This is a genomic window from Pseudomonas sp. SDT291_1_S447 (genome assembly GCF_054070155.1).
Genome location: NZ_JBSVXS010000016.1, coordinates 38,776 through 61,072 on the forward strand (window position 1 = coordinate 38,776; position 22,297 = coordinate 61,072).

The 22,297-nt window shown below is 60.3% G+C and carries 13 protein-coding genes; 6 read left to right on the forward strand and 7 right to left on the reverse strand.

The features are described from left to right. Positions 1-267: 267 nt before the first annotated feature. A complete protein-coding gene (locus ACW9IR_RS08245) occupies positions 268-1,593 on the forward strand; it encodes an APC family permease (protein ID WP_457462657.1) in 1,326 nt (441 codons plus the stop codon). A gap of 7 nt (positions 1,594-1,600) precedes the next feature. Here the strand turns inward: ACW9IR_RS08245 and ACW9IR_RS08250 are convergent, their stop codons facing one another. From ACW9IR_RS08250 to ACW9IR_RS08270, 5 genes are read right to left on the reverse strand one after another with little or no spacing between them, the layout of a single operon-like run. After that, a complete protein-coding gene (locus tag ACW9IR_RS08250; RefSeq protein ID WP_110718889.1) occupies positions 1,601-3,004 on the reverse strand; it encodes an ATP-binding protein in 1,404 nt (467 codons plus the stop codon). After that, entirely contained in the window at positions 3,001-4,815 is a 1,815-nt protein-coding gene (locus tag ACW9IR_RS08255; RefSeq protein ID WP_110718888.1) for a DAHL domain-containing protein, read from the reverse strand. Before ACW9IR_RS08255 ends, ACW9IR_RS08250 begins: the two co-directional genes overlap by 4 nt. Then, positions 4,812-5,765 (reverse strand): cytochrome-c peroxidase, encoded by a 954-nt coding sequence (locus ACW9IR_RS08260; RefSeq protein WP_457462660.1) that lies wholly within the window; start codon positions 5,763-5,765, stop codon positions 4,812-4,814. Before ACW9IR_RS08260 ends, ACW9IR_RS08255 begins: the two co-directional genes overlap by 4 nt. A 31-nt stretch (positions 5,766-5,796) precedes the next feature. Continuing rightward, on the reverse strand, positions 5,797-7,680 hold the full coding sequence (locus ACW9IR_RS08265; protein WP_457462662.1) for a putative bifunctional diguanylate cyclase/phosphodiesterase: 1,884 nt from the start codon (positions 7,678-7,680) through the stop codon (positions 5,797-5,799). After that, complete coding sequence (locus tag ACW9IR_RS08270; protein ID WP_181429334.1) at positions 7,677-9,935, reverse strand: EAL domain-containing protein; 2,259 nt, start codon at positions 9,933-9,935, stop codon at positions 7,677-7,679. Before ACW9IR_RS08270 ends, ACW9IR_RS08265 begins: the two co-directional genes overlap by 4 nt. A gap of 252 nt (positions 9,936-10,187) precedes the next feature. On the opposite strand from ACW9IR_RS08270, the gene ACW9IR_RS08275 reads away from it, so the two are divergent. The 4 genes from ACW9IR_RS08275 to ACW9IR_RS08290 all read left to right on the forward strand — a co-directional run bounded on the left by ACW9IR_RS08275 (position 10,188) and on the right by ACW9IR_RS08290 (position 13,213). Beyond that, a complete protein-coding gene (locus tag ACW9IR_RS08275; RefSeq protein ID WP_457462664.1) occupies positions 10,188-11,549 on the forward strand; it encodes an HD domain-containing phosphohydrolase in 1,362 nt (453 codons plus the stop codon). Between the two features lie 67 nt (positions 11,550-11,616). Next, complete coding sequence (locus ACW9IR_RS08280; protein WP_457462666.1) at positions 11,617-12,051, forward strand: NUDIX hydrolase; 435 nt, start codon at positions 11,617-11,619, stop codon at positions 12,049-12,051. Between the two features lie 23 nt (positions 12,052-12,074). Next, positions 12,075-12,713 (forward strand): LysE family translocator, encoded by a 639-nt coding sequence (locus ACW9IR_RS08285; RefSeq protein ID WP_457462668.1) that lies wholly within the window; start codon positions 12,075-12,077, stop codon positions 12,711-12,713. Between the two features lie 2 nt (positions 12,714-12,715). After that, on the forward strand, positions 12,716-13,213 hold the full coding sequence (locus tag ACW9IR_RS08290; RefSeq protein WP_457462670.1) for an N-acetyltransferase family protein: 498 nt from the start codon (positions 12,716-12,718) through the stop codon (positions 13,211-13,213). A 108-nt stretch (positions 13,214-13,321) separates the two neighbouring features. On the opposite strand, the gene metR is transcribed toward ACW9IR_RS08290, so the two are convergent. Further along, positions 13,322-14,239, reverse strand: coding sequence for a transcriptional regulator MetR (metR, locus tag ACW9IR_RS08295; RefSeq protein WP_016984735.1), 918 nt, complete (start codon positions 14,237-14,239; stop codon positions 13,322-13,324). A gap of 112 nt (positions 14,240-14,351) precedes the next feature. Between metR and metE the strand changes: the two genes are divergently transcribed. After that, on the forward strand, positions 14,352-16,664 hold the full coding sequence (gene metE, locus ACW9IR_RS08300) for a 5-methyltetrahydropteroyltriglutamate--homocysteine S-methyltransferase (protein WP_457462672.1): 2,313 nt from the start codon (positions 14,352-14,354) through the stop codon (positions 16,662-16,664). A gap of 64 nt (positions 16,665-16,728) precedes the next feature. Here the strand turns inward: metE and ACW9IR_RS08305 are convergent, their stop codons facing one another. Then, positions 16,729-22,284, reverse strand: coding sequence for a hypothetical protein (locus ACW9IR_RS08305; protein ID WP_457462674.1), 5,556 nt, complete (start codon positions 22,282-22,284; stop codon positions 16,729-16,731). Between the last annotated feature and the right edge of the window lie 13 nt (positions 22,285-22,297).

Consider the following 22,297-nt stretch of genomic DNA (forward strand, 5'->3'; position numbering starts at 1 on the left):
TGCGAATCGAACTCAGGATTTGAAACTGCGAATTCGAATTGGGCGCAGGGTTTGAAACTGCGAACTCGAGTCGAACTCAGGATTTGAAACCCACGGAGATCTGCTCCCTTTCCCCTCTACCCCTTGGGGGAGAGGGCTGGGGTGAGGGGGAAAAGATTTCAAGTCGAACCTAAAACTCAAACAACACCAGAACAACAAAACCAACCCGAAAACATTCGCCGAACCCGGCTCTGCCATAAATCCAATAAAATTCGGAGTAAGTCGCCCATGGCTCGTTTGCAACGCACCCTTTCATTAGGGTCGGTGGTGCTGTTCGGCATCGCCTACATGACGCCGATCATTGTCCTCGGCACCTTCGGCATCCTCGCCCAATCCACCGCCGGCATGGTCCCCGCCGCGTATCTGGCGGCACTGATCGCGATGTTCTTCACCGCGATGAGCTACGGGCGCATGGCCGCCGCATTCCCGGTCGCCGGTTCCGCCTACAGCTACGTGCGCAAGGCGATCAGCCCCAAGCTCGGTTTCATCGCCGGTTGGGCGGTGCTGCTCGATTACCTGTTTTTACCCATGGCGATCTGGCTGATCGGTGCGGCGTATCTCGCTTCGGCATTCCCGTCGATCCCGCAATGGATCTGGGTGCTGGCGTTTATCGGCATCACCAGCGCGATCAACATCATCGGTCTGAAACTGGCCAACGGCATCAACGCCTTGCTGATGCTGGTGCAGTTTCTGGTGCTGATTGCTTTCGTCGCGCTCTGCGTGCACTACACCGGTGGCGATGCGAGCACGCCGTTGTGGTCGATCAAGCCGTTCTTCAATGGCGACATGCAAATGCCGCTGATCATGAGCGGCGCGGCGATTGCCTGCTATTCGTTCCTCGGCTTCGATGCGGTCAGTACCTTGACCGAAGAAACCCGCGACCCACGCCGCACCATCCCACGGGCGATCATGTTGATCACACTGATCGGCGGACTGATCTTCGTCGGTGTTTCGTATTTCGTGCAGATCGCGCACCCGTCGTTTCAGTTCGACAGTGTCGATTCGGCCGCCTATGAAATCGCCCGCAATATTGGCGGTGATCTGTTTGTGTCGATCTTCCTGATCGGTCTGATTGTCGGCCAGTTCGCCTCGGGGCTGTCGGCACAGGCCAGTGGCTCGCGACTGCTGTTCGCCATGGGCCGTGACGGTGTATTGCCGAAATCATTCTTCGGCACCTTGCACGCGCGCTTCGGTACTCCGGTCAATAGCATCCTGCTGTGTGCCGTGGTGGCGTTGCTGGCGCTAAAACTCGATGTGACCACCTCAACTTCGTTCATCAACTTCGGTGCTTTCCTGGCGTTCAGTCTGGTCAACCTGTCGGTGATCTTTCATTACTGGATCGGCGGTGAGAAAAAAGGCCTGCGTGAACTGGTGCTGTTTCTGCTCTTTCCATTTATTGGTCTGGTCGCGGATTTGTGGCTGATGGTCAGCCTCGATCATCTGGCGATTTATCTGGGTTTGAGCTGGCTGGCGGTGGGTGTGGTTTACCTCGCGGTGCTCACCGGTGGCTTCCGTCGTCAGCCGCCGGAAATGGATTTCCAGGAAGCGACCTGAGGCGCCTTCACGCAGCGGGCCGGCTCTGACGCATCGGTAACTCGACGCGAAAGGTCGTGCCTACCCCCGGTTCGCTGCGTACCGAAATATCGCCACCGTGCTTTTTCACAATGCCGTAGGACAGGGACAGGCCAAGCCCGGTGCCCTGGCCGACCGGTTTGGTGGTGAAAAACGGATCGAAGATTTTCTGCAGGATCTCCGGCGCAATCCCCGCGCCGGTGTCGGCGACTTCCACCCACGCCGTGTCTTGTTGCTGCCCGGTGCGCAAAGTGATGGTGCCGCGTTCAGGGCCCATGGCCTGCGCCGCATTGACCACCAGGTTCATGATCACCTGATTGATTTGCGACGGCAGACATTCGATGTCCGGCAGGGGTTGATACTCCTTGATCAGGTCGGCCTTGTACTTGAGTTCGCTGGCGACGATGTTCAGGGTCGACTCGATGCCTTGCTGCAGATTGGCCCACTGCCATTGCTGATGGCTATCGACCCGGGAGAAGTCCTTCAGGTCCTTGACGATCTGTCCGACGCGGCCAATGCCCTCCTTGGATTCGCGGATCAGCACCGGGATGTCTTCGAGGAGAAAATCCAGATCGGCGTCTTTGCGCAATTGCTCAAGCCGCGCCACTGACTCGCTGTCTGGCGTTGGCCCAAGCGTCTGCCAGGCATCGAGTACGCTGAGCAATTGTTTGAAGTAGCCGTCCAGCGTGCCGAGGTTGGAGGAGATGAAACCGATCGGGTTATTGATTTCATGGGCTACGCCCGCCGCCATTTGCCCCAGTGAAGCAAGTTTTTCCGACTGCACCAACTGACTTTCCAGTTGCTTGCGCTCATCGATTTCCCGCTGCAGTTCTTCACTGGCCTGCTTGAACTGGGCGGTGCGTTGATCGACCAGATGTTCCAGGTGATGCATTTGCAATGACGCGCGTTCGGTCATCTGCCATTTGGTCAGCAGGGTGTTGGCCATCTGCTGCACTTCGATGTTGTCGAACGGCTTCTTCAGAATCAGCAAGCGGTCATGCGCCTGCAAGCGCTCCAGCAGTTCATCCCAGGAATAATCCGAGTAGGCGGTGCAGACCACTACTTGCAGCTGCGGGTCCTGTTGCCACAGATGTTCAATGGTTTTCGCGCCGTCCCAACCGTCGGGCATGCGCATGTCGACAAAGGCCAGCGCGTAGGGGCGTTGTTCTGCCTGGGCCTGTATCAGTTTGGCCAAACCTTCCTCGCCGCCGTAGGCCGAGTCCAGCTCGAACGGCGGACGTTCGGCGCGAACCTGGGCGCCAAACAGAGCCGCCTCCATCTGGTCCAGCTCCACTGATTGCGCTGCCGGCGGCGCGAGAATCTTGCGAAAGTCTTCATGGATCGACGGCATGTCGTCGATCAGCAGAATGCGGCGGTTCGACAGCTCGCTCATGCGTTCTCCGTGACGCTGATCAGGGGGATCTGCAAGGTGAACAACGCACCCTGGCCCGGGCCGTCGCTGTGCGCAGTGAGGTGGCCGTTCATTTCGATGGCCGCCAGGGCGCAGCTGTGCAGACCGAAGCCGTGGCCTTCCTTGCGGGTGGTGAAACCGTGGGCAAAGATCCGCGTCATGTTTTCCGGGGCGATGCCTTCGCCGTCATCCTTGACGCTGATTTCAAGGAAGTTGTCATCGACGATTCTGACCGCCAGGGTCATGGTGCGGGGGCGGTTGCTGAGGTCGGACATGGCGTATTTGGCGTTGCTGATCAGGTTGATCAGAATCAGCAACAAGCGGTGTTTGTCGCCCATCACCTGCGGCACGTCGGCGTATTCCCGGACCACCGTGACGTGGTGGCGGGTCAGTGCCCCGGCGTTCATGCGCAACGCGTCTTCCAGTAACTCGTTGATGAACAATGGCTCGGTCATGCTGTTGGCGCCGGCATAGGATTGCTGGGTGGCGACGATGTCCTTGATGTGATCGACGCTTTTGTTCATCTGGTGCAATTCGTCGAGCATTTCCTGCTGTTCCTGGGCAATCGCGACCACCAGTTGGTTGAGGTAGCCCGGGAGCAATTTGCCTTTGGCGTCTTCGCTGAGGAACCCGCCGAGGTCATCCGGGTGTTCGTTGATCAATTGCATGGCTTTGCCCAGGCCTTGACTCTTGCTGCTGCGCAGCTTGCGCGTGATCAGGTCGCTGGAGATGTTCACGCTGTTGAGCACGTTGCCGACGTTGTGCAGCACATTGGTGGCGATTTCCGCCATGCCGGCCTGACGTGCCGCGCCGAGCAGTTCGCTCTGGGCGTCCCGCAGTTCCCGGGTGCGTTCTTCGACTCTTTGTTCCAGCGCATCGTTGGCCGATTGCAGTTCACTGTTGACCCGGTTGATCTCGGCGAAGCTGCCGATCAGGCGGATGGCCAGCCATACCAGCGACAGCATCAACAGCACCGAAAACAACAGCAGGTAGAAGTGATATTGCCGGTCGATCTGATCGGCGCGCTGCTGATCGTGATCAAGCATGGTGGTGATGTTGTCGAGACTGTCGGCCACGGGAATGTTTTCGATGCTATCGAGCAATTGATTGACCAGTGGCTGTTCGCGAGCAATCAGTGAGATATGGCTGCTCAAGATTTTGATCGGAGTCTGAAACGCGAGCGGCAGGCGTTGCGCATTCACCTTCAGCTTGTTCAGGCCAACCTCGATATCGGCCGCCAGGTTGTCAGAGGTGACCTGGGCGAATTCGAGGGCACTGAGCAGCAGGTCGTAGGTGTCGGTAGTGATGTTCTGCAGCTGCAATTTATCGAAGTCCGACAGGCTGGCCAATTGCTGCTGGATGTCGTCTTCTGCGGTGGGCAAAAAGGCCAGAGAGTTGCGCAACAGCGCGTTATGCGATTTGAACTGTTCGACCAGCCGGGTCTTTTCCTGCATCGCCTGCAGGAAACGCTCGTGAGCTTCGTTCCATTGCGCCGAGTCTTTACGCCCGTGCCCGGACTCGATCGCTTCGAAGCGCGCCCAGAGCCGGTTCATCTCGTTCATCGGCGACACCAGCGGATCGTAGTTGTGAGTCAGCGCCACTCGCGCCTTGAGAACCTCGTTTTCCCACAGCGAGTTCTGCTGTTTGATCTGCCGGATCAGATCCCGTGATTCGGTGTACGTCATGCTCTGGTCAGAGCTGGATTTCAAGTACAGAAACAGCAGAATCGATGCCAGCGCCAGGGCGACCAGGGTCAGCAACAGCAGGCTGCGTCGCCGCGAGATGTTGATCATGGTTTGTCTTCCCGTTGGCCGGTCAGGGTTGTGAGAAACAGCATGATCAACCGTTTGTCCTCAGCGCTTGGCATGCGCCCCAACTGGTACTGGAACATCACATCCACGGCGCGTTCGAGGGTGGGGGCCGAACCGTCGTGAAAGTACGGCGCGGTGATCGCGACATTGCGCAGGCTCGGCACCTTGAACACGGCCCGGTCCGCTTCGTCACCGGTCACGTTGAAGCGGCCCTGATCGGCCACGGTCGGGTTGCCGCGATCGACTATGTAATCGCCGAACACGCCGAACTTCTGGAACATGTTGCCGCCGATATTCACCCCCTGATGGCAGGCAATGCAGCCGTACTCCTTGAAGCGCTGGTAACCGTACTTTTCTTCCAGGGTGAGGATGTCGGTATTGCCTTGCAGGTATTGATCGAAGCGCGAATCGGGCGTCAGCAGGGTGCGTTCAAAACTGGCCAGCGCCTGCTGGATATTGGCCTGGGTCACGCCGTCCGGGAAGATGGCGGCGAAGTCGCGGCGATAGTCGGGGTTTTGACCGAGCCGCTCGATGACCGTCTTCCAGTCGCTGCCCATTTCATGGGGGCTGGTGATGACGATGTTGCTTTGTTCCTCCAGCGTTTCGACCCGGCCATCCCAGAACTGGCGAAAGTTGAGGGCCGCGTTGAACACGGTCGGGGTGTTGACGGCCACCGGTTTGCCGTCGAAGCCCAGTGACAAGGCGCGGCTGTCGGCACCGTTCTTGTCCAGTTGGTGGCAGCTGGCGCAGGACAGCGTGTTGTTGATCGACAAGCGTGGCTCGTGGAATAGCCGTCGACCGAGTTCCACGTGCCGGGCATCCTGCGACGGCATTGCGGGCAACGGTTTTAGCGGCTCGTCCAGTGGCTCGGCACTGGCGCTGACACAGAGTCCGCACAGCAGTAACGCCATGGCGTGGTGGAAAAGCTTCATTGGCAATTGTCTCCCTGACTCAAGGCCGGTTTCACAGTGTTGATCCCATCGTCCACGGCGCGGGTTGCGTGCCGGCCAGCAAGCGTGCAAACGCATCTGCCGGCAGCGCTTTGCTGAAAAAGTAACCTTGGCCTTCTTCGCAGTGATGGGCCTTGAGAAACGCCAGTTGTTCGGCGGTTTCGATGCCCTCGGCGATGACGTTCAGGCCAAGACTCTTGCCCAGGTTGATGATCGCGCTGACCAGCGCGGCATCGCTGCGGTCGTTGCACAGGTTGCGAATGAACGACTGGTCGATCTTCAGCACGTCGATGGGAAACCGCCGCAGGTAGCTCAGGCTGGAATAGCCGGTGCCAAAGTCATCGATGGCCAGACGCGTGCCCAGCCCCTTCAGGCGATTGAGCGCAGCCATCGTCGCCTCGACGTTTTGCATCAGCACGCCTTCGGTGATTTCCAGTTCCAGCCACTCGGGCGCCAGACCTGTCTGTTCCAGTACGCGCTCGATGCCGGCGACAAAGTCACGCTGGCGAAAATCGATCGGCGAGGTGTTGACCGACATACGGATCGGCGGCAGTCCGGCCAGTTGCCAGGCGCGGGTCTGCCGACAGGCCTCCGCCAGCACCCATTTGCTCAGCGGCACGATCAGACCGCTGTCCTCGGCCACCGGGATGAAGTCCGCCGGATAGACCCAGCCATGCCCCGGTTTTTGCCAGCGCACCAGTGCTTCGGCACCCACTACGGCGGCCGTGCGCAGGTCGATTTTCGGCTGATAGTGCAGGACGAATTCATGCTCTTTCAGCGCTCGGCGAATGCCCGACTCGATGCTGTGCTGTTCCCGGGCGTGCTGGTTCATGGCTTCGATGAAGAAGCCGATGCTGTCGGGGCCCTGTTCCTTGACGTTGCGCATCGCGGTCTCGGCCTTCTTGATCAGCTCGGTGGCTTCGAGGCCGTCATCCGGGTAGACGCTGATGCCGACGCTGGCGGTAACGCTGACGTCGTGGCCGGCAATTGTCTGCGGCAGGCGAATGGCGGCGAGGAGTTTTTCTGCGATGCCGTGGGTTTGCTGAGGGTGGTTGATGTCGCCGAGGATCACCACGAACTCATCGGAGCCGTAGCGAAACACTGAGTCCGAATCACGTACGCAGGACAACAGTTGCCGGGCGACCCGTTTGAGCATCTCGTCACCCGCCGGATGGCCCAGCGCATTGTTGATGCGCTTGAAGCGATCGAGGCCGAGAAACATCACCACCAGTTGTTTGTCATGCCGGCGGCACACCGCCATGGCCTGGCTCAGGCGATCACCGAGCAGGGTGCTGTTGGGCAGTTCCGTGAGGCTGTCGTATTGCAGCAGGTGCGAGACCTTGAGCAGTTCGTGCACCCGCGCTTCGATGGTTCGCTCAAGGCTGAGCATCTTCAGCGCCGCGTCCTGTGCCAGTTGCCATTTCCAGGTCAGGGCGTTGGCCATCTGACGGATTTCCAGACTGTCGAACGGCTTTTTCAGGATCAGCAACTGGTCGCCGAACTCCAGCCGTTCGGCCATCGCTTCCCAGCTGTAGTCGCTGTACGCCGTGCACAGGGCGATTTGCAGGTTCGGGTCGACCCGCCACAGTTGCTCGATGGTTTCCAGGCCATCCCAGCCCGGCGGCATGCGCATGTCGATAAAGGCGAGGGCGTAGGGATTGCCACTGGCCAGTGCGCGGTTGACCAGTACCAAGGCTTCCTGGCCCTGATAGGCGGAGTCGAGCTGGAAGCTCAGGCGCGGCGTCTGTTGGCTGCCGAACAGCGTCTGTTCCAGTTGCTGCAAATCGACGGCGTCCGCCACCTGCGGGGCGAGGATCTTGCGAAAGTCATCGTGGATCGCCGGCGTGTCGTCGATGATCAGGATGCGCCGGTTGGTCTGGGGAAAAGGCGCTTTCATGCCTCGTCCTCCCTTGGCGCCAGACGGGCACTGTCCTTGAGCAAATGCCCGGCCTGTTCGGCGCTGACCGCTGCACTGAAATACATGCCCCGGGCGCTCGGCAGCGGGGGCGCGGCGGGTGGTGTGCAAGGCTGATCCGACGACGGCTGGCCTTCAGCGATGATGCCGATGTCCAGGTCCCGGGCGAAGTTGACGATCGCGCGCAGGGCATTGGCACCGGCGACATCGTGGGCAGCACTGTCGACGAAACTCTGCGCCAGTTTGAGGTGATTGACCCGGTAGGTTTTCAGGTAGTCGAACGAGGAGTATTCGGTGCCGAAATCATCGATGGCAATACTCACGCCCAGTTCCCGCAGGCGCGGCAACGCGTCGTTGTGTGTCCACTTGGTCTGGGCCAGTGTGGCCTCGGTTACATCGAAGCGCAGGTCCCAGGGGGCGAGTTCCCAGCGGGCGGTGGTGCGCAGCACGTTGTAGATCAGCTCGGGGCCGCTCTTGAGTTGGGCCAGCGAGAGTTTGATCGCCATCACCGGCGGCGCGACGCCTTCGTTACGCCACAGATGCATCTGGTGGCAGGCGTGATCCAGCACCCAGTGCCCGAGCGGAATGATCGCGCCGGTTTTCTCCGCGATCGGCACGAAGTCGGCGGCCGACAGCAGGCCGCGACGGGGATGCTGCCAGAGGACTTGTGCCTCCATGCCGAGAATCCTGCCACTGTGCAGATCGACATCCGGCGCATACCGCAGCATCAGCTCATTGCCCTCGAGGGCGGTCATCAATTCGCTGACGAGGGTCATGCGTTCGGCCACTTCCCGAGAGATTTCCTCGGAGTGGAAGTGGTACTGGTTGCGGCCCATTTCCTTGGCGCGGTACAGCGCCATGTCGGCCTGCCCGAGCAGCGTGTCGGCATCGAGGCTGAGGTCGCTGTAACTGCTGATGCCGATGCTCACCGAAATATGCAGCGCATTGCCGGCCAGCAGGTAGGGCGCCAGCAGCGTGTCGCGGATGTTGGCAGCCATCGTGGCCGATTGGGTCGGGTCGCTGACGTCCAGTTGCAGGATCGCGAACTCGTCGCCGCCCAGGCGCGCTACCACGTCGCTTTCCCGTACGCCGGACTTGATGCGCCGGGCGACTTCCTGCAGCAGCAGGTCGCCCACCGGGTGGCCCAGGGTGTCATTGATCCGCTTGAAATGGTCAAGGTCCAGATAGAACACCGCGAACGGCATGGCACCCCGTCGCGCGGCGGCGAACGCCTGATGCAGGCGCTCGATCAGCGTGGCGCGATTGGCCAGGCCCGTCAGGCCATCGGAGCGCGCCAGCAAGGCCAGTTTTTCCTCGGCCAGGCGGCGTTCGGTGATGTCGAGGATGATGCCTTCGACTTCCAGAAGTCGGCCGTCCTGATCGCGCACCGGGATGTAGCGGTTTTCCACCCAGCGCCAGGTGCCCTGACCGGTGCGCATGCGGAATTCGATGGACGCGCCCGACGCATGCCGATCCAGCACCCGGGCCATGGCCGCATCGACGTTCGCCTGATCGTCCGGATGAATCAGTGCCTGTGCCCAGTCGGGTGAACCCACCAGGTCGGCGGCGACGTGGCCGTAACGGGTAATGTTGTGGGAGATGTACATCAGCGCAAACGAAGGTTCGCCGCGCAGACGATAAAGAATGGTCGGGCTGTTCTGCACGATCACGTTGGCGTCCGACAGCTCACGCGTGCGTTCCTGCACCGCTTGCTCCAGCAAGCTCATCTTCAGTTCGGCGTCTTCGGTCATCTGCCATTTGACTGTGAGGGCGCTGGCCATCTGGCGGATCTCGATGGCGTCGAAGGGCTTTTTCAGGATCAGCAACCGGTCGTTCAGCGCCAGACGCTGGTCAATATCCTCCCACGAATAATCGGAATAGGCCGTGCACAGCGCAACTTGCAGCTTGGGGTCGACCTGCCACAGCCGTTCGATGGTTTCCAGACCATCCCAGCCCGGCGGCATGCGCATGTCGATGAAAGCCATGGCGTAGGGGCGGTTTTCAGCCAGCGCGGCTTCGAGTTTGTCCAGCGCTTCGCGGCCCTGAAACGCCGAGTCCAGCTCGAAATGTTGGGATTGTTTTGCAGACGGGGTGCCGAACAACAGATTCTCGGTTTCGCCCAAACCATCGTCGCCGGGGATGACCGGGCTGAGAATCTTGGCGAAATCGCCATGGATCGCCGGGCTGTCGTCAACGATCAGCACGCGGCGATTGATGTGCACGGTTGGCATTGTCATGCCGCGCCACCCGTGGGGAGGCATGCTGTGGTGATCCGGGGCATCCTTTTCCCTCGCCATTTGCCTGTTTGTATCAGCCGATGGAGTCTTGCGCTGTGTTCAGCATAGTCGGCTCCCCGGTACTGCGCTTTCGGCCCCGGACAAAGATCGACGTGAAGGCCAGCCAAAATCATCTAGCCTTGGACTCAGGCGCGGACCGGCGAAGCGTTGGGTCGGTGCGTCGTTATTTCCCTGTTTGCTTGAGGCCATGCCATGGAAGAGCTATCCGCGCCGATGCCGGCGCATCGACCCACAGTGCTGCTGGTCGATGACGAGGAGTCGATCCTCAACAGCCTGCGTCGCCTGTTACGCGGCCAACCCTACGATCTTCTGTTGGCGACCAGCGGCGCCCAGGCGCTGGAGATCCTCGCGCAGCAGCCGGTGAACCTGGTGGTGAGCGATGCGCGCATGCCGGGCATGGACGGTGCCTCGTTACTGGCGCATGTCCGTGAGCGTTATCCGGCGACTGCGCGGATCATGCTCACGGGATATGCCGACCCGGCGGCGATCATCAAAGCCATCAATGACGGGCAGATTCACCGTTACATCAGCAAACCGTGGAATGACGAAGAGCTGCTGCTGATTCTGCGCCAGTCCCTCGAACACCAGCATTCCGAGCAGGAGCGCGAGCGTCTGGAACGCTTGAACCAGGTGCAGAACGAGCAGCTCAAACTGCTCAACAGCACCCTGGAAAAGCATGTCGCGGCGCGCACCGCCGAACTGCAGCAAACCGCCGACATGCTCGATCTGGCGTACGAAGAGCTCAAACACAGCTATGTCACCGGCACAGAAGTGTTTTCGCTGCTGGCCAATCTGCGCTTGCCACCTGCCAAGCAGACCAACCGGCAGATCATCGAACTGGTGCGCAGCTACTGCGAACAGCACGGCCTGGACGAGGCCACCAGCCGTGATCTGACCATGGCTGCGGCGCTGTACAACATCGGCAAGCTGAGCTGGACCGACGCGATGATGATCACGCCCTCGGATCTGCTGCGCCATACCGAACGCGAGCGCTATCGCAGTTACCCGAAGCAGAGCGAATCGTTGCTCATGACGCTCGACCCGATGAAAGATGCGGCGCGTCTGATCCTCCATCATCAGGAGCGCTGGGATGGCAGCGGGTTTCCCGACCGGCTCAAGGGCGAGGGCATTCCGTTCGGTTCACGCTTGCTGAAACTGGCGGTGGATTTCGTCGAGTTGCAGCGCGGGCTGATCCTCGAGCGGCAGATGAACAGCGATGAAGCGCTGCTGTACCTGCGCCAGTACGCCGGGCGTTTGTACGATCCTGATCTGGTCGAAGATTTCATTCAGGTGTGTGCGGCATTCCTCAGCGACGTGACGTTGGCCGATCCGTCGGTCAAGGTGCTGTCCACTCGGGATCTGGCGGCGGGGATGATTCTGGCGCGCAACCTCAATGCCGATAACGGCATGCTGCTGCTCAACGCCGGCAAGGTGCTCAGCGCGCTGCTAGTGGAAAAACTGATTGCGTTCGAAGCCATGGAGGGCGGCAAGTACACGATTTTCGTCAAGGTGCCGGAGGAGGTTGAAGCCACGCTCAAGGCGCTTGGCGAATGATCGGTGAGGTGACGTCATGGGGCCGGGCATGGGATCCTTGCGGTTTTTCCAGGCCGGTGGCTGACCCATGACCTCTGCATCCGTTGTCTCTGCAAACCTCATTCGTATCGCCGCCGCGCTGGTGCTCAATCCCGCAGGCCACACTCTGTTGGTGCGCAAACGCGGCACCACGGCGTTCATGCAACCGGGCGGCAAGATCGAAGCGCACGAGTTGCCGGTGCACGCACTGGCGCGTGAGCTGGAAGAAGAGCTGGGTTTGCAGATCGACCCGGCGCAGGCTGCATTTCTCGGGCAGTTCTCGGCGCCTGCCGCCAACGAACCGGGGTTTGTCGTTCAGGCGCAGATCTTTCAACTGACGATCGACACTGACGTGATCCCGGCTGCTGAAATCGAAGAAGTGATCTGGGTCGATCCCACCACTGATCCTGCGGTCGATCTGGCGCCATTGACACGCGACCTGATCCTGCCGTTTTATCGCCAGTCATTGACGGCCATCGCCTGATCATCCTCGCAAAGGACTTTGCCATGATCCCGCTACAAGACCTGCTGATTTTCGCCGCTGCTGCACTGCTGATGGTGCTGACGCCGGGGCCGAACATGATCTACCTGATCTCGCGTTCGATCTGTCAGGGGCGCAAGGCCGGGGTGACGTCGTTGCTGGGCGTGGTGGCGGGGTTCTTTGTGCACCTGTTTGCGGCAGCGGCGGGTTTGACCGCCGTGTTTCTGGCGGTGCCGATGGCCTATGAAGTGTTGAAATGGGCCGGTGCGCTGTACCTGCTGTGGCTGGCTTGGCAAGCGGTCAAACCGGGGGCGCGCTCGCCCTTCGAGGCGCAGCAATTGCCGGCGGACTCGTCGCGCAAGCTGATCACCATGGGCTTTCTGACCAGCGCATTGAACCCGAAAATTGCGGTGTTCTACCTTTCGGTATTCCCGCAATTCATCACGCCCGAACACGGTTCGGTGTTCACCCAAAGCATCATTCTCGGCCTGACGCAGATCAGTGTCAGTTTCAGCGTCAACCTGCTGATCGCGTTGTTCGCGGCGGGCATAGCGTCGTGGTTCGTGCGTAACCCGACATGGCTGGCGCTGCAGCGTTACTTCATGGGCTTTGTCCTCGGCGGCCTCGCTGTACGGCTGATGCTTGAGCAACGCAGGACGGCTTGAACATGTGGATCGAACGGTTGGGCGCCAGTCATGCCCTGGCTTACCGCGAACTGATGCTCGAAGCGTATGACCGACATCCGCAGGCGTTCACTTCCAGCGTGCGTGAGCGCGCGGTGATGCCGTTGAGCTGGTGGGAAGGGCGCCTGACCAGCAAACTCGATGTGGTGCTTGGCGCGTTTGAAGCCGGCACGTTGGCCGGGATTGTCGGGCTGGCGTTTGAGCCTCGCGAGAAGGCCCGCCATAAGGCCACCCTGTTTGGCATGTACGTATCAGCCGATTTTCGTCAGCACGGTTTGGGGCTCGAACTGGTGCAGGCGGCCATTGCCGAAGCGCAAACCCATCCGGCGTTGAAACTCATCCAATTGACCGTCACGGCTGGCAATGACGCCGCGTTCAATCTCTACCAGCGCTGCGGCTTCGTCCAGTTCGGCCTCGAACCACTGGCAGTGCGGGTGGGTGAAGACTACTTCGACAAGATCCATATGTGGAGAAAGCTCTGATATCACCCCGCCCTTGTGGGAGCGAGCTTGCTCGCGAATGCGGTAGAGCATTCAACAACGAGATTGACTGACCCGACGCCTTCGCGAGCAAGCTCGCTCCCACAGGGTTCAGCGAACCGCGCTGACACCGTCCAGGGTCGAGAACGATGTGTCCTTGGCCGTCAGGAGAAAATCGCGCATGTACGGTGCATCGAGCATGTCGGTGCGAATCGCCGCGTACAACGTTGCGAACAAGCCTTTTTCCCCCAAGCGTTTGCCCTTCACATAACCGCGCGAGCTGTATTCGTGCAGTGCCCAGTGCGGCATGCCGCAGACGCCACGGCCGCTGGCGACCAGTTGCATCATCATCACCGTCAGTTCTGAGGTGCGCACCTGCGCCGGCTCGATGTCGGCCGGTTCCAGGAAGCGCGTGAAGATGTCGAGACGGTCACGTTCCACCGGGTAGGTGATCAATGTTTCAGTCAGCAAGTCTTCGGGAACGATGTACGGTTTGCTTGCCAGTGCATGCTGGTTGGCCACTGCCAGCATCGCTTCGTAGGTGAACAGCGGTACATAGGTAATGCCGGCGATTTCCAGTGGGTCGGAGGTCACCACCAGATCCAGGTCGCCACGGGCCAGGGCCGGCAGCGGTGCAAAAGAGAAACCCGAAGCGAGGTCGAGTTCAACCTCCGGCCAGGCATCGCGGAACTGGTCGATGGTTGGCATCAGCCACTGGAAACAGCTGTGGCATTCGATGGCCATGTGCAAACGACCGGCGGTGCCACCGGCCAGTCGAGCGATGTCACGCTCGGCGGCGCGCAGCAGTGGCAGTGTCGCGTCGGCCAGTTGCAACAGACGCAGACCGGCGCTGGTGAAACGTACCGGTTTGGTTTTGCGCACGAACAATTGCATGCCCATGCGCTCTTCCAGTTCCTTGAACTGGTGGGACAGCGCCGATTGGGTCAGGTGCAAACGGTCGGCAGCATCCACCAGACTGTCGGCTTCGCGCAGTGCGTGCAGGGTTTTCAGGTGACGTATTTCAAGCACCGATTGGCTCCATGAGTAAAACTTGTGATCAACACGAAAAGGTTGAGTTTGTCTCATGTTGGCTTGGCTGTCGACAATGGCGCCATCTTTTACTCAATGGAGCACATTCGACATGGCCGTGGCCCACACCCTTGGTTTCCCGCGCATTGGCGCCGACCGCGAACTGAAGAAAGCCCTCGAAGCCTTCTGGAAAGGCGATCTCGACCAGGCTGCCTTGAACAAGGTCGGCCGTGATCTGCGCGCAACTCACTGGCAATTGCAAAAGGATGCGGGCATCGATTTGGTGCCGGTCGGCGACTTCGCCTGGTATGACCAGGTGCTGACCCACTCGCTGACCTTCGGCGTGATCCCTGAGCGTTTCGCCAGCGTGCGCGACGAGCATGGTCAGCCGAGCCTCGACACCCTGTTCGCCATGGCCCGAGGCGCGACGACCAGCTGCTGCGGCGGCGAATACGGCCAAACGCAATATGCGCAAGAGCTGACCAAATGGTTCGACACCAACTACCACTATCTGGTCCCGGAGTTCAGCGCTGACCAACAGTTCAAGCTGAGTTGGGAGCAGTTGTTCGACGAAGTCGAAGAAGCCAGGACGCTGGGCCACAACGTCAAACCGGTGATCATCGGCCCGCTGACTTACCTGTGGCTGGGCAAGGCGAAAGGCGAAGATTTCGACAAGCTCGATCTGCTTGAGCGCTTGCTGCCGGTCTACAACGAAATCCTTGTTCGTCTTGCCGGGCAAGGCGTGGAATGGGTGCAGATTGACGAACCGATCCTCACCCTGGATCTGCCTCAGGCATGGAAAAATGCCTTTGAACGCGCCTATCACATCCTGCAGTACTCGCCGTTGAAAAAGTTGGTAGCGACGTATTTCAGTGGCCTTGAAGACAACCTCGGCCTGGCTGTAGGTCTGCCGGTGCAGGGGCTGCATATCGACGCGGTGCGGGCGCCGGAGCAATTGGGGCAGGTGCTTGATCGTCTGCCTGCTTACAAGATTCTCTCGGTCGGTCTGGTCAATGGGCGCAACGTCTGGCGCTGCGAACTGGAGCAGGCGCTGGCGCAATTGCAACCGGCGCAGGAGCGGTTCGGCGACAACCTGTGGGTCAGCAGTTCCTGTTCGTTGCTGCACAGCCCGGTGGATGTCGAGCGTGAAGACAAACTCGATCCGGAACTGAAAAGCTGGCTGGCCTTTGCCGTGCAGAAGTGCGGCGAGATCGCCGTTCTGCGTGATGCGCTGAATGATCCGCAAGCGGCCAACGTACGCACCGCGCTGGAGGCCAGTCGCACCATTGCGCGCAACCGTGCGCACTCGCCACGCATTCATAAAGCCCAGGTGCAGGCCCGCATCAACGCAGTCAATGCCAGTGACAGTCAGCGTCATTCACCGTTTGCCACACGCATCGCCCAACAACAGGCGCGTCTGCAATTGCCGACGTTTCCGACCACAACCATTGGCTCGTTCCCGCAGACCGGTTCCATCCGTCTGGCACGTCAGGCGTTCAGGCAGGGCAAGCTGTCGGCCAACGATTACCACGACGCCATGCGCAGTGAAATCCGCCACGCCGTACAGGTGCAGGAACGTCTGGGGCTGGACGTGCTGGTGCATGGTGAAGCCGAGCGCAATGACATGGTCGAGTATTTCGCCGAACAGCTCGATGGTTACCTGTTCACCCGGTTCGGCTGGGTGCAAAGCTACGGTTCGCGCTGTGTCAAACCGGCAGTGATTTACGGTGACCTGAGCCGTCCGCAGGCGATGACGGTGGACTGGATCACCTACGCACAGAGCCTGACCGACAAAGTCATGAAAGGCATGCTCACCGGCCCTGTGACCATGCTGATGTGGTCGTTTCCCCGCGAAGACGTCTCGCGCAAAGTCCAGGCGCAACAACTGGCGCTGGCCCTGCGTGACGAAGTGGTGGATCTGGAGCGCGCCGGAATCAAGATCGTGCAGATCGACGAAGCCGCGTTCCGCGAAGGCTTGCCGCTGCGCCGCGCGCAATGGCAGGAATACCTGGACTGGGCGGTCGAGGCGTTCCGCCTGACGGCATCCGGTGTCAAGGACGACACCCAGATCCACACCCACATGTGCTACAGCGAATTCAACGACGTGATCAAGGCGATTGCCGACATGGACGCCGATGTCATCACCATTGAAACCTCGCGTTCGGACATGGAACTGCTCGATGCGTTCGAGGCGTTCGACTACCCGAACGACATCGGCCCCGGCGTCTATGACATCCACTCGCCACGGGTGCCGGACACTGCCGAGATGGTCAAGCTGATGAGCAAAGCGGTCAAACGGATTCCAGCCGGGCGACTGTGGGTCAACCCCGATTGCGGCTTGAAGACTCGGGCATGGCCGGAGACGGAGGCGGCATTGGTCAACATGGTGGCAGCGGCACGGCAGTTGCGCAGTCAGTTGGCGTAACGCCTGCAAAAAAAGCCAGCCTCATAAGTGAGGCTGGCTTTTTTGGTGGTTGATGAGCCAGGGTTTAGATCGCTTCGTTAGCCAGGATCGCCTCGAAGTGCACAAGCACCGCCGACTGCGTGCCAATATCGGCATAGGGCAGGGTGGCGTCGTCCGCATGGGTCAGGAAGCGATGGCCAGGCAGTTTCAAATGGGCTTTCTCGAAACCCCTGAACGTTCTGGTCGCGCTGCGATAATGGAAGTGGGCATACCAAAGCAGCTCTGCCGGCGACAGCGTTACATCCCAGATCTCATACTCTTGCAGGTAATCAGTGCGGCCGTGGCGTTTGCCGAGGTTTTTCAGCGGACTGGTCTTGCGGATCTCCACGGCCTTCTGCGTGATCAGGTCTTCGAGCATGCCATCGGTGGGTCTTTGGCTGGTCAGCGATTGGCGGGTACGCAGAGCCCGGCCGGTAAGGGTCAGTTCGCTGGCCTTGTTGCGCAACTGCGCAATGATCGGGTTTTGCGCTGCCAGCGTCTCGATGCGGGCGGCGCGCCGATTGAGCTCGGTCGCTTCGCTGTCCATCATGTGCTGAAGGTCGACCGGCAGCATGTCCTGCTCGGCGTAGGTCTCGACCCTGATCTGGTAATCCGTCTGGGCATCCAGGCGCCGTTGCGCATCGACCATTAACGCGGCCAGGCTGATTGATGCGGGGGCCGGTGGCTCTGTGTTTCGCGGGTTCAACAGTCGGTAGCTGCCATCGCTGCCTTGCTCCCAGACTTCCTCGTAGCCGCCGCGCGTGGTCGAAACGTATTGATGTTTGTGCGTTGTCGGTTCCCAGCGCTCGGCACCGTGCAGCAGTTGGTTGTCTGCGGTGGTGAACACGCTTGGTACCGCCTGGCCTACCGGCACGGGCGCGGGCTCTTCGATGATGCCTTTGCGGGCCCGTTCCGCGAGCCATTCGATCCCGCTCAGCAACGCCGGCACTTCCTCCAGGTGAAAGTGTTGCGGATACGTGGAGGTCCAGATCTTCATCTCGCGAAGGAAGCGGGTGTACAGATCAAGGCAGTTCTGCAGAATCTGACTGCGCTGAACCCGGCTCGCATTGCTGTTGCGCAGGTTGTATTGCGTGTACAGGGCCCGATCGACATTGGCACGAAGCTCGTGAGCCTGCTCCTTCAAGTAAAACCAGGAAACATCGTCGGTTCGGCCATGTCGCTTGATGATTTCCAGGCGTTGCCCGGTTTTCAGATACAGCAGGTTGGCATAACTGTGCTTGGTGTTGATGTCTTCGATCAGTGCTGTTCTGGTTTCTTTGTGCGCTTTGATGCGGATGCGTTCATACCAGTAATTGGCATCGGCCTTGAGCTGTTCCATTTGATTGAGCTGACGCAGGTAATCGACACGCAATGAGCGAATGTCTTCGAGCATTTCCAACTGCTGGACGAGCGTATTGCTCGGCAGGTTGTCGAGCACCTGCATCAGCTCGTCAATCCGGTTGATCACATCGACGCTGCTTTGGGAGAGGTGGTAGGCGCGACGCCAGTAGCGATCGGTCAGCAACGAGGCGCACTTGCTTTGTATTTCGAGCAGGCTTCGTTTTTTGTTGCCCCTGGTCAGGGGCATCAACTCCGCCAGTTTTTCGTATTGTCGGGTAGCCAGCTGGATATCGCCGGCACAGGCGGCTTCGGACGCCGGCAACCTGGACCGCCTGTCCTGCGGCGAGGCGCTGCCATAGCGGTTGATTGCGGCATCGCTCGCCACGCCCCTGGCCTGGAGCTGATCGGCCAGGTTGTCGGCTTCGCGGGTCAAGCGCAGATGACGAGCCGTGTCACTGGCCACCAACCAGCGAGGCAATCGCTGGCGGATCGCCTGTGGCCAGAATGAATCAGCGGTATCGACCAGATACCCGGCGACATTTCCGCCACCAGGCAACCCGCCGACAGCGGTTCCGTAGACGCCGAACCAGGTATCCCACTGCCCGTTTTCATCCAGAGCAATGGGTTGTTTATAGGTCTTGGTACTTGTGCCGCGTAAACGCCATTCGTCGGCTTTGTGGCTGCGGTGAACTTCGAAGATCCGCCCCTGACTCAGGATGAAGTCGCCGTCGGCATGCCGGTAGATGCCGCGATAGGGCCCATCGGCGGCCGGTTCCTGCCCGGACAGCGAAATCGGCTTTTCGTATTCGTAGCCGGAGAAGCGCGCCGCCAGATTCTGCGCCTGACGGCGGCTGGGCACATGCAATGCGCCGGCACTTCGTGCCAGCGTGCGCAGTTGGCGGGCGCGGGTCAGCGAGCGGGCCGTTCGGGACACCGCCGAGACCGCCGCTTCGCCCGGCAGCAGGTCCATGGCCGCGTCGATCAGTGACAACAGTACGGACTCAACCTCCGCCAGGCCATCCCCCACATCGCCACGCAAAAAAGCCGCCACGGCCTGATTGGCGCTGCTCCAGGCATCGTAAAGGGCAAACGCGGTGCCGATGAGGGGCAGTAATCCCAGCGCCATTTTCAAGTAGTTGAAGGCTCTGGGCCCCTTGAGCGCATAGCGCTCCATGTATAGCGCATCGTTGGAGCGCGACGTGCCCCGATGCGCCTCGATCAGCCGTCCCATGTGGACGTTGAGCAGGTGCTGGGTCAATGACGTGGTTGAAGGCCACGGTATGCCGACGCCAATCATGGCATTATTTTTCTTCTCGATCGCCTGACCGAGGCGCAGTGCATGGGCGCGCACATCACCCTGCAGGGCCCGGCCGGACAGATAGCTGATCCATGAGTCTTGCTCGCACAGTCTGAACAGTGCGATGCGGGCGTCTTCCAGGCTGTCGTAACGACGCAGAACCTGGTCGTCGGGACCGTCCGGCAAATACAGCAAGGTCGTCCCGCTGATCTGCTCCTGGATAAAGGTTACACCGGACAACGTCACGGGACCTTGATTGGGCGTGTCCTTGCCACCGGCTCGGAGGAAGGCCGGCAGCAGCACAATGCGCCTGGCGCCGTTGTTCCAGGCCTGTGTGGTGTCGGCGGTAATGGCGATGTTGAATATTTGCCACTCATGGTCGTTGATCCGCTGTTGCAGGCGTGCGCATTCGCCCTGCATCTTGAGCATCAGTTGCCATGGTTCGAGCAGGCATTCACGGCGATGTTCGCGCACGAATGTGGCTTCGCCGTGCCCGCCCATGAAGGCGTCACGGATCGTTTGCTCGTAGGCTTTGGGCAAGTCCAGATCCGGCAGGACCCTGCGCAGGTATTCATGGGTAATGCCGCTTTTCAAGGTCGCTCGTGTGCGGTCATTGGCAGCGGTGACCTCGACCTTCATGAACAGCAGGCGCAAGGACTTCGATTCCAGGCTCATGGAGGGTGTGTTGTCGAGGTTCTGCGCCAGCTCTTCAAGGGGTATCTTGCTGCGAGTTGCGCTGGGTACCGTAACCAGCTTATACGCGGCGGTCATGGTGGAGCCATCGATCATTTGCTTTTGCAGCCTGGCTGAATCCGGCAGATCGATCAGCACCGAGAACGTCCCCTCAACCGAGAAGTCCTTACGCAGGCGTTGGTACAGATGCTGACGGGTGAAGTCATCACGCGGCGGCACGGCCAGCGTCAGCAACGAGTGGCTGCGGTGCATGGCAGCGATATAGGCCTGTACCTGTGCCTTCAGGTGGCTGCGCTCGTCAGTGGACATCTTGAGTTGCCAGGCCGGCAGACGGGTAGCCAGCGTGCCGCTGCGGTGCTGCTCCAGCAGGTGGGCAAAAGCCAGATTTCGTGCGGCGTGTAATGGCACCTGCAGCAGGCCCCTGAAGCGTGTGCGCAAGGCCTGTAGTTGGCTGTCGCGCTCGGAGGACGCTGTCGACTCGGGATAGCGCACACGGATTTCGCCGGCCTGCACTTCGAACTCACTGGTCAGTTGATCCAGCGCGTAATGCAGTGGGTCACCACTGATTTTTTTCAAGCGCAGGGTCAGCGAGGTGGCCGGCTCGGTAATCGCGAACATCTGGCTTTCCAGCGCCTGACGATTGGCAAAGTGCTGCAGTCCTCCACCAGTGCCGGGCCAGTAAAGCAACAGGCTGTGGGGCGACGTCGGGTCGAGCAACGTAGCGGCGCGGATCATGACAAACGGACCGTTGAGGGTCTCATTCATGCTGCCGTCAGGCGGTTCGCCCATTGAAAGTTCCAGGCTGGCCGCGACGCAGTCGCTGTGCAGGGCGGTGGCAGGGTCGAGCAGAACCTTGAGCAGTTGGTGGTCTTCGCTGCTGATCTGTTCAAGCTCTCGTTGCAAGTCGGCTTCGGCTTGCAGGCCGGTCTTGTGCGCCTGATGCAAAGCGGTGAACTGACGATTAAACGTCAGCAGGTCAAGGGGCCGTGTGCGCCCCAACAGGGCTATTGCGGCGTTGTCTGCTGCTTGTTCGGCGGTTTCCAGCGTCAGTTGCAACGCCTCGATCGATTGCAGGGCGGCGCTGTCGCCCGATGCACCCAGTCGCGCTTCCAAGGCATCACGCTGGCGATTGAGAGCGGCCTGACGCAGGGCCAAGGGAATGTCGGCATAAAGACTGCCGAACAGCGACTGTTCAGCGTCCTCGACAATGACGGCGTCAGTAATGGCGGGGGAACCGAACACGGCAGCGGTTTGGCGCTGGCGATCTGCGCGGTCAGCGAAATCAAGGGCGTTGCTGGCGTGTTCGGCGAATCCGGACTTGCCCGCGCTACCGTTACGCAGGGCATCGACTCGGGCCTGGCGAAAGTGCGTCAGCAGGTCGCTCATGCCGGTGGACAGTGGCAAGTCTCTACGGGCGTATTCAAAGCTCAGACCGGTTTGCGGCAAACCGCTGGGAATCAGCGACTGAGCGGACATCCACGCCTCAAGGTCGCTGCGTTGGGTAAAACCTTTGAATGCTTCAGGGCGCAGCGGCAGGTACAGCCAGTGCAATGGCGGCTGGTCGGCAAAGCTGATGACCCAGGCCGCAGGGAATTTCACTTTGCTGCCGTTGCTCAGCACCAGCGAAACCTGTTCACAGGTGACCGTCGCCTCATGGCTGGTTGCATCCATCAACGCGAACAGCGAAATACGCTGTTCAGCCGTCACACGACGCTGGGCAACGGCGCTCAGGACGGTCGCCTCGAAATGCTGGCGATACAGTTGGTTGGCGCGTTCGCGCCGCGATACCGGAGTACCGGGTGCCCGCGCCTGCCAATATTGATTCCAGTCCTCGTCCAGCGCCTTGACCAGGTCCAGACCCTTGAGCCGTTCAAGCAATTGCAGTGGCGTGAGGGCAAACAGTCGATGGCTGGCGGGCAGGCCGGTCACACGGCATTGCTGGTCAAGCGTGTCCGCTGGTAACGGCTGCTGAAAAACGAAGGCACAGGCCTGCACAATCGCCATGAAATGTTCGGGACGTTGCGGGGTCGCCGCAAAGTGGAAACCGATATCAGGCTCGCCCAGATCCAGCTTCTGCTCGAGCAACCGAGTGAGGGCCGCTCGAGTGGTCGGCACCTCGGCGACCAGTTCACGCAGTGCCTGGCTACTGTCGCGCCATCGGTTCGCGGCACTCAGCGCCAGCGCGCTGTCAGGATTGTCGGGCAGATGAGCCCAGGGCGATGAGGCCGTCGGGCCGGGATCTAAGAGTTCGGACAAAAAACGGTCGGGCATGGCAACGATGGCT

Excerpts from the sequence above, each read along its gene's own strand:
- ACW9IR_RS08275 (WP_457462664.1), top strand. The coding sequence starts at position 10,188 with ATGGAAGAGCTATCCGCGCCGATGCCGGCGCATCGACCCACAGTGCTG.
- ACW9IR_RS08285 (WP_457462668.1), top strand. The coding sequence starts at position 12,075 with ATGATCCCGCTACAAGACCTGCTGATTTTCGCCGCTGCTGCACTGCTG.
- ACW9IR_RS08265 (WP_457462662.1), bottom strand. The coding sequence starts at position 7,680 with ATGAAAGCGCCTTTTCCCCAGACCAACCGGCGCATCCTGATCATCGAC.
- ACW9IR_RS08305 (WP_457462674.1), bottom strand. The coding sequence starts at position 22,284 with ATGCCCGACCGTTTTTTGTCCGAACTCTTAGATCCCGGCCCGACGGCC.
- ACW9IR_RS08245 (WP_457462657.1), top strand. The coding sequence starts at position 268 with ATGGCTCGTTTGCAACGCACCCTTTCATTAGGGTCGGTGGTGCTGTTC.
- ACW9IR_RS08290 (WP_457462670.1), top strand. The coding sequence starts at position 12,716 with ATGTGGATCGAACGGTTGGGCGCCAGTCATGCCCTGGCTTACCGCGAA.
- ACW9IR_RS08280 (WP_457462666.1), top strand. The coding sequence starts at position 11,617 with ATGACCTCTGCATCCGTTGTCTCTGCAAACCTCATTCGTATCGCCGCC.
- ACW9IR_RS08250 (WP_110718889.1), bottom strand. The coding sequence starts at position 3,004 with ATGAGCGAGCTGTCGAACCGCCGCATTCTGCTGATCGACGACATGCCG.
- ACW9IR_RS08255 (WP_110718888.1), bottom strand. The coding sequence starts at position 4,815 with ATGATCAACATCTCGCGGCGACGCAGCCTGCTGTTGCTGACCCTGGTC.
- ACW9IR_RS08260 (WP_457462660.1), bottom strand. The coding sequence starts at position 5,765 with ATGAAGCTTTTCCACCACGCCATGGCGTTACTGCTGTGCGGACTCTGT.
- metE (WP_457462672.1), top strand. The coding sequence starts at position 14,352 with ATGGCCGTGGCCCACACCCTTGGTTTCCCGCGCATTGGCGCCGACCGC.
- ACW9IR_RS08270 (WP_181429334.1), bottom strand. The coding sequence starts at position 9,935 with ATGACAATGCCAACCGTGCACATCAATCGCCGCGTGCTGATCGTTGAC.